At 57.8% G+C, this 11463-nt stretch carries 11 protein-coding genes and 2 pseudogenes; 5 read left to right on the plus strand and 8 right to left on the minus strand.

Going from position 1 to position 11463, the window contains the following annotated elements:
* A partial coding sequence (locus tag MOV76_RS35895) for a transposase domain-containing protein (protein WP_258719886.1) occupies positions 1–159 on the plus strand: 159 nt, incomplete at its 5' end.
* A 17-nt stretch (positions 160–176) separates the two neighbouring features.
* Here the strand turns inward: MOV76_RS35895 and MOV76_RS35900 are convergent.
* Both MOV76_RS35900 and MOV76_RS35905 read right to left on the minus strand, forming a co-directional pair.
* Positions 177–959 (minus strand): annotated as a pseudogene (locus tag MOV76_RS35900) (ISNCY family transposase); the annotation flags it as partial.
* A 115-nt stretch (positions 960–1074) separates the two neighbouring features.
* Positions 1075–1323 (minus strand): annotated as a pseudogene (locus MOV76_RS35905) (biotin/lipoyl-containing protein); the annotation flags it as partial.
* Positions 1324–1943: 620 nt separating this feature from the next.
* Here MOV76_RS35905 and MOV76_RS35910 point away from each other — a divergent pair.
* The 4 genes from MOV76_RS35910 to MOV76_RS35920 all read left to right on the plus strand — a co-directional run bounded on the left by MOV76_RS35910 (position 1944) and on the right by MOV76_RS35920 (position 5656).
* A complete protein-coding gene (locus tag MOV76_RS35910) occupies positions 1944–2672 on the plus strand; it encodes a carbonic anhydrase (protein ID WP_029532496.1) in 729 nt (242 codons plus the stop codon).
* A gap of 722 nt (positions 2673–3394) precedes the next feature.
* Positions 3395–3553, plus strand: coding sequence for a transposase (locus tag MOV76_RS40400; RefSeq protein WP_408988008.1), 159 nt, complete (start codon positions 3395–3397; stop codon positions 3551–3553).
* Between the two features lie 91 nt (positions 3554–3644).
* Positions 3645–3989: an IS66 family insertion sequence element accessory protein TnpB gene (tnpB, locus tag MOV76_RS35915; RefSeq protein ID WP_003592504.1), complete on the plus strand. Its 345-nt coding sequence runs from the start codon at positions 3645–3647 to the stop codon at positions 3987–3989.
* Positions 3990–4063: 74 nt separating this feature from the next.
* Complete coding sequence (locus MOV76_RS35920) at positions 4064–5656, plus strand: IS66-like element ISRle3 family transposase (RefSeq protein WP_016737534.1); 1593 nt, start codon at positions 4064–4066, stop codon at positions 5654–5656.
* Between the two features lie 130 nt (positions 5657–5786).
* Here the strand turns inward: MOV76_RS35920 and MOV76_RS35925 are convergent, their stop codons facing one another.
* The 6 genes from MOV76_RS35925 to nifE all read right to left on the minus strand — a co-directional run.
* Entirely contained in the window at positions 5787–6719 is a 933-nt protein-coding gene (locus MOV76_RS35925) for a cation diffusion facilitator family transporter (RefSeq protein ID WP_012489540.1), read from the minus strand.
* A 221-nt stretch (positions 6720–6940) separates the two neighbouring features.
* On the minus strand, positions 6941–7093 hold the full coding sequence (locus MOV76_RS40195; RefSeq protein WP_196411598.1) for an IS66 family transposase zinc-finger binding domain-containing protein: 153 nt from the start codon (positions 7091–7093) through the stop codon (positions 6941–6943).
* A gap of 665 nt (positions 7094–7758) precedes the next feature.
* A complete protein-coding gene (locus MOV76_RS35935) occupies positions 7759–8247 on the minus strand; it encodes a NifX-associated nitrogen fixation protein (RefSeq protein WP_097601812.1) in 489 nt (162 codons plus the stop codon).
* Between the two features lie 3 nt (positions 8248–8250).
* The gene (gene nifX, locus MOV76_RS35940) at positions 8251–8745 is read right to left on the minus strand and encodes a nitrogen fixation protein NifX (protein ID WP_008536565.1); all 495 of its coding nucleotides are present in this window, start codon (positions 8743–8745) and stop codon (positions 8251–8253) included.
* Positions 8742–10097, minus strand: a complete 1356-nt coding sequence (gene nifN, locus MOV76_RS35945; protein ID WP_012489543.1) for a nitrogenase iron-molybdenum cofactor biosynthesis protein NifN — start codon at positions 10095–10097, stop codon at positions 8742–8744. Before nifN ends, nifX begins: the two co-directional genes overlap by 4 nt.
* Positions 10098–10106: 9 nt before the next feature.
* Positions 10107–11463 (minus strand): nitrogenase iron-molybdenum cofactor biosynthesis protein NifE (nifE, locus tag MOV76_RS35950; protein WP_184321396.1); only part of this gene is annotated, 1357 nt, incomplete at its 5' end.

Below are 11463 nucleotides of genomic sequence, written 5' to 3' on the forward strand. Positions count from 1 at the left end.
GGTGGAAGGACCTGGGCGACTATCGCCACGCTCCTTCAGACGGCGAAGATGAACAACGTGGACCCGCAGGCTTGGCTCACCCAAACACTTGAGCGGATCGCCAACGGCTGGTCGAGCAGCGATCTCGATGCACTCATGCCGTGGAATTACGCGCGCTGAACGGTCTCAGCTTGCCGCTTACCCTGCAGCGTCCGGTTCATCCGCTCGACACGGCCTTTGGCCTGGCTGGAGTTTGCACAGAGAATCTCGATATTTAGCTCCGAGAGTGCCCGCCCGAACTGGGTCATGCCCTGGCCACCCTTGGCATCCTTCTTCGTCACCCGGAACACCGAGTGCTTGTCGGAATAAAAGGCGATCGGCGCCCCGTGCTGCTTCAGATAAAGCTCAAGTGCGTCGAAATAGCTGAAGGCGCTTTCCGAGCGCACGAAGCGCAGCTGCATCAACCGGCCCGTCGCATCATCGACGAACACCAACAGCGAGCACGGATCTCCACGATCTTCGAACCAGCGATGCTCGGACCCGTCGATCTGTACCAGATCGCCATAGGCTTCGCGCCGCAACCGCGGTTGATGAAACGTCCGCCGCTGCTTGCGTGACAGCCACAATCCGGCCTGCGTCATCCAGCCGCGCAACGTCTCGCGCGACACACGCAAGCCATCGCGCTCGGCAAGCTTCTCGGCCGCCAGCGTCGGACCGAAATCCGCATAACGTTCACGAACCAGCGTCACCGCATAATCGCGAACACCATCGCTGATCCGGTTGTTCGACGGCCGGCCGATCGCCTTGTGGCGGATCGATGCCGCACCGGTCGTTCTGATGCGATCCAACAGCCGCCGCACCTGGCGCTCGCTGAGAGCAAGCACATGCGACGCCGACACCATCGTCATCCGCCCGTCGGCAACCTTCGACAAAACCTCGATCCGCTGCAGGTCACGCTCGCTCATCGCAATCAGTCCCATCCGCTTGTCTCCCGCGCCATCAAACGCGGGGAGAGTGACATTCCAACTTTGCAGAAACAGGACACTTCAACTTTGCGCCTACAGCACCAAATAGCATAATCAACGTTATGGAACTTTACGCTGAACCGGCCGCGATAGTTACAAGCAGGTCCTTGGCATCGATCTGGTCGCCGGCTTTGACGAGAACTTCGGCGATCGTGCCGTTCTCCTCGGCGTGAATTGCCGTTTCCACCTTCATCGCTTCGGTCGACACCAGCACATCGTCGGCATTGATCGCCTGTCCGGGCGACATAAAGACGCGCGAGATGGCGCCCGGCATCGGTGCGCCGACATGAGCGGCATTGCCGGGTTCGGCCTTGGGTGCGAAGACGGCGGCCGGTGACGCTGAGGAATTTTGCGAGCTCTTGCTGTTGGTTCCTCGCGGACCCGAGCCGCATCTCGTTGTGCACCTAACCGGCTCGGCTCACGTGACAACAAACACAAGAACATCTGGTTGTTTCTATCAAGTTTGGCGCAGGAGGCGCAGGAGGAAAATCAACATGACTGTCGCGGCTAGGCCCATGATTGCCAAAGCGTATAGGCCTGTAGAAAAACCTCCGGGCTGACTACGGAGATACCCTATAACGAACGGCCCCACAAATGCTCCTAGGTTCCCGAGTGAGTTAATGAATGCGATCCCGCCGGCGGCAGCGGAGCCACTAAAGAAGCAGAAGGCAGCGCCCAAAGGGTCCCTTGCAACCCAATATGCCGCGCATGAGCATCCCTCGCCAGAACCCGTCAGGGCCGGGTTGATCTACCGTACGGCCGGGGCAATACTCCAGGATTGGCTTAGCTCCTCCGATGCGTCAAAATTCCGCTTGATGAGTGCCATATCAAGGCATAACCAATCGGCCATTCTCCGATTCCCGGAGAATTGCCGGACATGACTTGGAGCAGGTGCCATTTCTCCGCAGCCATCCCGGATATTGCAAAAGGACCGATACCATGTGCTTTGAATGCAATTCCTCCCCACTCAGCCGTCGCTCCCTGCTGAAATTTGCCGGCATCGGAGGCGTGGCCGTCATGACTGCAGGCTTTGACATGACCATGCCGGCATTCGCCTCGAACGCTCCCGCCCTCCTGCCGGATGAAGCACTGGCAAAACTCCAGGAAGGCAACAAGAAATTCGTCACCGACACGGAAGCCTGCGCCGCCAATATTTCCAAGCGCCGGCAGGACGTCGCCAAGAGCCAGGCACCTTGGGCGATCGTGCTGACCTGTTCCGACAGCCGTGTCGTGCCGGAACTTGTATTCGGCGGGGTGACGCTCGGCGAACTCTTCGTCGCCCGCAATGCCGGAAACGTGGTCGACACCGATGTGCTCGGCACGATCGAATATGGCACCGAACATCTGCATGCGCCGCTGATCGTCGTCATGGGCCACAAGCGTTGCGGGGCGGTCTCCGCCGCCTGCGAGGTCGTGTCCAAGGGCACCAAGCTCGATGGCTCAATCGGCAAGATGACCCAGCCGATCCTGCCCGTGGCTTTGGCGGAGACCGATCGCGGCGACAATTTTGTCGACAAGACCGTCCATGCCAATGCCTTCAACGGCGCCGAGCGCATCCTCACCGAAAGTGCGATTGTTTCTCGCCTGGTCGAGGAAGGCAAGGTGAAGATCGTGCCCGCCTATTATGATCTCGATACCGGCGTGGTCGATTTTCTGCACAAGGTCTGACCTACGAGGCGACTTCATGTTGCCGACGGCTATCCGCGGGCGCCTCGTCGCGTTCGCGGAACCATAGTCGCTGATGACCCTTGCCGCCCGCAGCATCACCCGGCGGGTTACGCGGGCCGGAGCTGAGGTCGCGAGCTGGCTGCCTGGGCGACGCTCTTCTGGAAATTTCCGACCATACGCCTGCGCAATTTGGTGAGCTCAATCGACAGGTCCGACAGCTGCGCGATGACATCTATCGGAACCTGGGCAGCTGGGCCGCGCCCTCCTGAGCCAGTACAAGGACATAGGCGTCGCTCGTTTCAAAGAACGCGAGACAATCGGCCTCCGGCAGGATCTCAACAAGATCAAGACGGCGAAACCGCCTGTGGAGCTTGAACGCAAAGGCGCGATCTGGGTTCAGCCAACCCTATTCGCTGAATCGAGTATCGCGCCTGGAGGCATAACGGAAAACTACGGCATCGAAACTGGCCGCATTGATCGAAGATTGGTACGAACCGTGAAATTGACGTAAGCGACAAGCTGACCCCATCTGGCGTCAGTAGCGTTGGCCGCTGTATTGCGGACAGACGATTCACAAACTGTGAGCTTCTATGTCTGCGCCTAGCTCTGGAACTAGAAACTTCCATATGATCGAGGCTGTTCCGGAACGGCTTGAGGGCGCCCCACGGCAATTTCGGCGCCGCTGGTCCGATGATTTTAAAGCGCGGGCTGTGGCTGAGGCAATGGAGCCCGGCGCAAGCGTCTCAGCCATTGCGCATCGCATCGGCATACATCCCTCGCAGCTATTTGGCTGGCGTCGTGATGCTCGTGACGGACAACGATCTACCTCGCAAATCGGGCTGGTCAGACGGAGACTGGGACGATTGGCACACGTGCGATGATCGAGCTTATCATCGGCGACGTCGTTATCCGGGCCGACGCAGATATCGGCGAAGCACACCTGCAGCGGGTGATCCGAGCGGTGCGGTCGGCATGATCCCGTCCGGCGTGAAGGTCTTTCTTGCGAGCCATCCCATCGACTTCCGAAAGGGGCCGGACAGCTTGCTTTCGCTGGTACGGGATGCTGGCAGTGATCCGTTCAACGGTGCACTTTATGTCTTTCGGGCCAAGAGAGCAGACCGAGTCAAGATCGTGTGGTGGGATGGCTCCGGCGTTTGCCTCTATGCGAAGCGGCTGGAAAAAGCCCAGTTCTGCTGGCCCCGGATCGGCCATCATCGCGTCCAGCTCAATCATGCCCAGCTTCTGGCTTTAGTCGACGGAATGGACTGGAAGCGGGTTCGATCCACGCCGGTGAAGCCTCCCGAGATTGTTGGGTAAAACCGCTGCGGCGAAGTGAATCAGGTCCCTGAAAGCATGGGCGGAGCGCGGCAAAATATGCTCTGATCATACCCATGACGCGGCCCGAGATTGAGCTCCCGGATGATGTAGAGGCTCTCAAAGCCATGGTTCTTGCCATGGCCGCAAAAGCAGCCCGCGTCGAGGCTTTGGAGAAGCAGGTTGACGATCTAGAGGCCCGCAACGCGGACGCCGATGAGCGCATCGAGCGGCTGACGCAGATCCTGAAGGCTTTCGATCGCGCCCGATTTGGCCGACGCTCGGAAAGGCTTGCATCATCCACCGTCGATGACGAGCAGCACGCCTTTGTCTTCGAAGAGATCGAGACCGGCATTGCGACGATCAAGGCTCAGGTCACGAAAGGCCGCGGTAGCGCGGACAGCAAACGCGCTCCGCGGCCACGCAAGGGCTTTGCGCCTCATCTTGAGCGCGTCGAGGTCGTGATCGAACCGGAAGAGCTTCCAGAACATGCAGGTAAGACCAAAATCCTGATTGGAGAAGACGTCTCCGAGCGGCTGGATGTCGTGGCAGCGAAGTTCCGTGTCATCGTCACCCGTCGGCCGAAGTATGCCTTTAGGAACGAGGATGGTGTCGTCCAGGCGGCGGCTCCGGCACATATCATCGAAGGTGGCATTCCAACGGAAGCACTTCTGGCCCAGATCGCCGTTTCCAAATATGCCGACGGGCTGCCACTCTATCGCCAGGAAGCCATCTACGCACGCGACAAGGTCGAACTCGACCGCAAGCTGATGGCTCAATGGATGGGCAAGCTGGGGTTCGAGCTCAATATCCTCGCCGACTACATCCTCGATGAGATCAAGAAGGCCGAACGGATCTTTGCCGACGAAACGACCTTGCCCACACTTGCACCTGGTTCCGGATCAGCGAAGACGGCATGGCTATGGGCGTATGCCAGGGATGACCGGACTTTTGGGGGCAGCGGTCCACCGATGGTAGCCTATCGCTTCGAGGACAGTCGAGCCACCGAGTGTGTCGCACGACACCTGAGCGGCTATCGTGGAATCCTGCAGGTCGACGGATATGCCGCTTATAACAAGCTCGTCCGGAAAGATGGAGGCAATGACAGCGCCATCCTGGCCGGCTGTTGGTCGCACAGCCGGAGAAAGTTCTACGAGTTGCATGTCGCAAAGAGCTCGAAGGTCGCTACAGACACCGTCGAGCGTATGGCGAGGTTATGGGAGATCGAGGAGCGTGTGCGCGGCCAAAGCCCTGAAGCTCGTGTCGCTGCACGCCAGGAGATCTCCGCAGCGATCGTCCGTGACCTCTTCACTCTCTGGCAGGCGACCCTGCCACGGGTCTCTGGAAAATCCAAACTCGCCGAAGCTCTGCGGTATGCCATCTCGCGTCGAGACATCTTCGAGCGCTTCCTGACCGACGGCCGCATCGAACTCGACTCCAACATAGTCGAGCGAGCAATCAGACCCCAAGCGATCACGAGAAAAAATAGTCTATTCGCTGGAAGCGACGGTGGCGGCCGGACTTGGGCGACCATCGCGACGCTCCTGCAAACGGCAAAGATGAATGCAGTCGATCCGCAAGCTTGGTTGACCCAGACGCTTGAGCGCCTTGCGAATGGATGGCCCAGCAGTGAAATCGACGCGCTCATGCCATGGAACTACGCCGCCTGAACGGCCACGGCTTGTCGCTTACAAATTGACGCATGGTGGCTGGAAAAAACGCCGAGCTATGCATCCGGTTCGAGGATCACGCCCGCTATGGAATGCCTGCGATACAGGGCTCCAAATTCGGTTCAAAATCCTAATCCGCCCACTCAGGATCGGTTGTAAAGGCGATGGTGAGCCGACGACTCGGACCCTCGTTACCAATCGCGAGCCCGATTTCGTCACGGATCTTATCCCATTCCTGCAATTTCCTCGCCGGGAGGTCCTCTGAGACAACGAAATGTAGCTCGATTTGCCGGCCTCGGCCGACCCGGGCCACATAAGCCCGGTGGGATATGAATCCATGTCGTTCGATGATTGTTTTGGCGACCGCGTCAACTTGTTGTTTGAGATCTAATGGCGTAACAAGCAGTATGTCGGCGAGCGCTCGCCGAACCGTGCCCGCCGGAATGGGAATGATCACAATGCAGATTAATGCCAGCGCGACCGGGTCAATAAACGGCGAGATCCATTCGTAAGAAGACCCCTGAATGAAATATCCGATGGCAAACGCGACGAGTAACCCGATCGTTAGCCCGGCGGACATCAGCCAAGCTTTCGTATCCAGGGCAACGAAATCAGATTTGATCTTACGATTAGCTCGATCACCAATAACCCCCATGGTGGCTGTCACACCGAGTGTTACGACGGAGTAGACGATCGCTTGACTAAAGTTGAGCGGACGTCCCCCATGCAAAATGCTGCCGATTGCGTTGACAAGTGCGTAAACAGCCGACCCGGTTATGAGAATGCCGTTGAGAGCCAAGACTATGGGCTCAAGATGCCAGAACCCCATCGTGAAATGCTCGATAAGTTTTCCTTTGCTGGAGGGCGCTTCGGATGACGCGATGAGCTTTGTAACAAGCAGAGCTACGACAGTCATAGCAGCGTCCGTCAATGCGTAGACACCATCGAATATGATTGCGAACGAACCTGAAATGATCCCGAACAAAATGCCGATGCAGGCAAGGAGGATGGTAACGGCAATTGAAACGCAGAGAAGCCCCTGCTCCGTTCTCATGAAATTCATAGGCTCAGCCTTATAACTTACGTTTCTTTATGGTCCTCTGGACGCGGTACAGACCATCCAATTCAGCTACTGAAGCGAGCACATCCACTTTTGGATCAAGGTACCTTTTTAAATTCAAATGCTGACCTCTCCTGTCCAGTGGGCTCGCATGAGCGTCTTTCACATACCTGGCCACAAGACAAAATCGCCTCGCTGTGTTCTGGCAGTGCGGCCTCGACTATCTAAACAAGGGCCAATTTTGCTTTGCAGGTAAAGCGGGGCTGGACATGATGCACGACACGGAAGGAAGCATGAACATAGTCCAGCACTTCGCTGACGGTCTCGCCGCCGCGAATGAAGTCGGAGCCACCACAGATAGGGCATGAGCAGGCCACCTGTTACACGTCATCATGGCACGGCCGAGGTTGCAGAGCTTGCGCGGCGATAGGGCTCTCGACGCATCCACGTCATCCGGCAGGTTCGAATTCCGTTGACTCATGGTTGGATCTGATTTGATGAGAGGCGTTCCAAAGAACGCCGAGGTTTTCGCCCTCATGATAGGCTGTGGCTGACACCACGTTCTAGTCTAGCGATGATCGGATCGTCGAGCCCTTTGGCGACTCCTGTAATTACGGCTGGATTGCCAGATGGAAAAGAGCAGGCTTGCGATATACGCCCACTGAAGAAGCAACAAACTAGCCACCATTGCAACGATGACTTCGTGGATGGAATGCCAGACGAAGTAACTCGTTAGTGCCTTCGCCCAGACGACGAGCAGCAGGAGGCCGCAAAAGATTGTGAAACGCAACACCGTTCTCCTGATTTGTTCGCGAGATTGCGCAGCAATGTCGTCTGCGGCAACGAGAGTCTGGCAGTTCTTCAGGCGGCAACCGCCGCGTGGTTGAGAGCCATGATCATGCCAGTGAGCTCACCATCGAACTCTCGTTCTGGCCATTGCAAATGCTGAGATTTTGGCAGCGGCGGCGCGGGACTGCAGCTTGCGGACCTTCTTCAGCTGCTCCACAATGTCTGACATGATCTCTTTCCTCGAAAATTGATTTCATGATGCCCGCGCCACGTCGGGATAGGTTTCGATAACTTCAATAGCGTCATCGACCATTTTCGTGCCGGTCGCGGCGAGCTTGCCTAGCGTCTCAAAGCCGAACCGGTGGACATCGCGCAGGGTCTTCGACAGAACGACCAACCGTCCAGTCGTGAAAAGCAAGCGGCCGAAGCCCTCATGGCCGATCGTCATGATCGGCGATGCCAACAGGCCTGTGCACTCTTCGATCACAAGCCCCACGCAACTGTAAAAGTTCTGTAGCCTCCACAGCACATACGGATCCGGATCGCCTATGATCGGGATCTTACGGCGCTGCTCCTTGGTGAGGATGAAGTCGGCCAGCAGGTCAGTGTCCGATTTGCCTTCCCACGCCCCATGGGCATCCTGAGCGCGAATGAGCCTTATCAGGCATCTGAGAAAAGGGGTGGCGAGATCCCCATCCTCGTTGACAGCAGGGCCATCCGTACTTCCTGTCAATGTACCCATTTCTTAGTCCTCCTCATCGAAAGGCTTCTTTTCAATGGCGCCTGCTTCGGTTAGCACCTTGCGTAACCAGGGTGGCGGAGTAGTCCTGAGCATCGCCCGAGTTCGCGACAAAACATCTTCGATCAGTTGAGGATCGGATACTTTAATTGGGTGGATTTTGGCCGAAACAACTCGGGCTGCCGATGGCCCACCGATCGCCAGACAGAACAATAAGTGACAACCTTCCAACGCCTTCACCTTCGGGTTAATACGATCGACGTCCTCGTTCCGATGCTTTCCGCTCTGGTCGGAAACGTCTTCGAAGTCCAGGACTTCCACCAGTTTCCAGTCGTCGGGACTCACATCATAGACGACGAAACGTTTTGCCGATCCGAAATGGGCGTCGAGAGATTTCATATCTTGAGTGGCGATTGCGACGCGCAACGCGCCAGCCTTCCGTTTTGGAGCTGACGAGTGAACCCCGTCAGGGACGAGGGAAAGGCGACGAGCGGCGATCATCTAGGCAGTTCTCCTTTGCGGGAGGGATCAAGCGATCCAGGACACGGCGCGCGCTGATTGGCCTGGAAGATGTTGGAAACATCGAAGATCAGGTCGCGCGTTCCCTGATAGAGACTTGTGAGCTTATGCTGGCTGCCGAGTCGGTCGTATATCGGGAAGCCCACCCGCATGAGCGGAATCCCAAGGCGCTCCGCCGCTTGTCGTCCATGCGAATGCGTGACGAGAAGATCAGCGCCGACGGCAAGTTCTTCGAGATCGCCAAGATCACCGACCTGGAGCGATTCGGCCGGCATTTCCGCGAGTATTTTTGAGGTGCCGGTCGTGGTGACCGCTGCCGCGATTTCGGCGCCCATGCCGGTGAAGAAGGTAGCGAATTGGTAGAGCTGGTCCGGCTCCACAGCAATTGCGATTTTCTTGCCTCCGAAATGGAAATGTCCGTCGAGCAGGGCGTCCTGCAGCTGTGCTCGGCGACGGCGGATGTTTGCTGGCACCGGCGCACCAGAAATCTCAGAAAGAAACGAGACGAACCGGTCGGCTCGTTTCAATCCTGTCAGCGACTGGAACAATGCGTAAGGGACTCCCGTCCGGGTCCGCAGTAGCTCTGCGGGGCGGCGCATATGCTCGCCGATCGCGATACATTGCGCCGCCGTGCCAAGCTCTTGTATCTCGTCGACGGGAGTACCGCCATAGGTGGTCGGAACCCAACGATCGCCGGGCACCGTGCCGTCGAGAGAGCCGGAAATGTCCGGCAGGATCACCGGCTTCAGACCGAAGCTTTCGACCGTTTCGCGCAGAAGCTCGATGTCAGCGACTGTCAGATGCCATCCTGGTAGGATCGCAATCTTCTTTTGGTGGCGGCTCTGCTCGCCTGGAGTGGTGATGCGCTCGACCATAGAGATGACGGCCTTCGCCCATCCCTCTTCGATCGCTCCCTCGAAATCCGGGGTATTCGCCAGCACAACCTCCGTACCCGCGAGCTCATCGGCACGATCCCGCTTGATGTTGGCGAGATCGCCTGCGAAATCTTCGCCGCGGGTTTCCACCAGGGCTGTCGTGCAAATTCCGATCAGCTTGGGTTTTGCGCGCCTCTTGAGATTTAGGATCGCCTCTTCCAGATTGCCTGCGCCGCCAAGAATGGTCGCCACTGCGTCCAATGCCGTTGTCTGCAAGGGAATGGCTTCCTTAAAGTGCCGGACTAAAAGTACCAGCGCCAAGCTGGTGCAGCCCTGGCTGCCGTGGAACAGCGGCACGGCACGCTCGACGCCAAGAAAGGCGAGCGCGGCGCCGAGCGGCTGCGACGATTTCAGCGGATTGACCGCAGCTGATTTGGTCTGGGGAAAGACTTGAACCATCGGCTTTCCTCAACGCTTGCCGAAGCTGCCGGCGACCGCGCCGACAAAGTTTTGCAAGACGTACCCAGTCTCGTTCTCGCTCTTGGTATTCGTCAGTTCTTCTTCCACCGCATGCTGGCATTCCCACGGTGCCGGCTCCCGCACCTCCATCCAGATCGGATTGTGAATAGCAAGATCGATCTGGCGAACGAGCTCCACCATGCCGTCATAGCCGGCATAGGGGTGGTGGCGTTCCTGGTTGATATCGAGCCAAGGTGTCTTGGCCTTCAGCGCGATGAATTGCGTGCGCCCGCCAGACAACATGATGTCGGCTTTACCGTCGGCGAGCATGTTATAAAGCTCGCGCGGCGCCATCGACTCGAACAGGTGTTTTTCGTCTTTCAGGAGTTGCTTGATACGTTCCTTGTCTTCAGGCGTGGATTTCTTGACCGAGGTGCCCACGATCTCGATGCCCACCTCCATCAGCGCATGGACAACCGACCAGGACTTGACGCCGCCGGTGTTGAGCAACACGCGCTTGCCTTCAAGCCTTGGTCGATATGCTGCGAGTTTCATCCAGGCAATCGCCTCCTCCTCCGCGATCAATGCCTCGGTGCGCTCGAGGATTTCGGGATCCGCCCCCTGCATCACGAGCAGCTTGGCGATCTGTCTGAGTGCTTCCGAGGTGTCGGTAATTCCGTAAAAGGAGCCTTCGAAGAACGGGATATCCCAGAGCTCCTCCATTTTGCGGGCGAGGTTGATGAGTGCTGTCGAGCACACCAACATGGACGCCTTGGCGCGATGCGCAGAAGCAATGTCAAGATATCGGGCGTCTCCTGGAATGCAGGCCCTTACTCTGATCCCCAGCCGGTCAAGAAGCGGCTTTACCAGCCAAAACTCGCCGGATAGGTTGAACTCACCAATGATATTGATGTCGTAGGCGGTCACGTCGTTCGGCTCTACGCTGCCGATCACATGATCGAGCAACGCTTCACCGGCGAGCTTATTGCCAAGGTTCTTGGAGCCGGCAAAGCCCGGTGCGTTGACCGGCACCACCGGAAGGCCGAATTTTTCCGCGGCCCGCTTGCAGACGGCCTCGATGTCGTCGCCGATCAATGCTGTCACACAGGTCGAATAGACGAAAATCGCCGGTGGAGCATAGGCCTCCTTGATCTCGCGGATTGCTTTAAAAAGTTTCCGCTCGCCGTGCCCCATCACCACTTCGGTTTCAGTGAGGTCGGTCGTGAAACTGGTGCGCCAGAGCGTTGGACCTGAGGAAGCCGATCCGCGGTTGTCCCAGGAATTGCCCTCACAGCCGAGAGGCCCATGGATCAGGTGCGCGACGTCGGTGATCGGCTGCAGCACGATCTTGGCGCCATCGAAAGCG

Origin of the sequence: Rhizobium sp. PRIMUS64, from assembly GCF_023006465.1 — a bacterium.
GTDB classification, from domain to species: domain Bacteria; phylum Pseudomonadota; class Alphaproteobacteria; order Rhizobiales; family Rhizobiaceae; genus Rhizobium; species Rhizobium leguminosarum.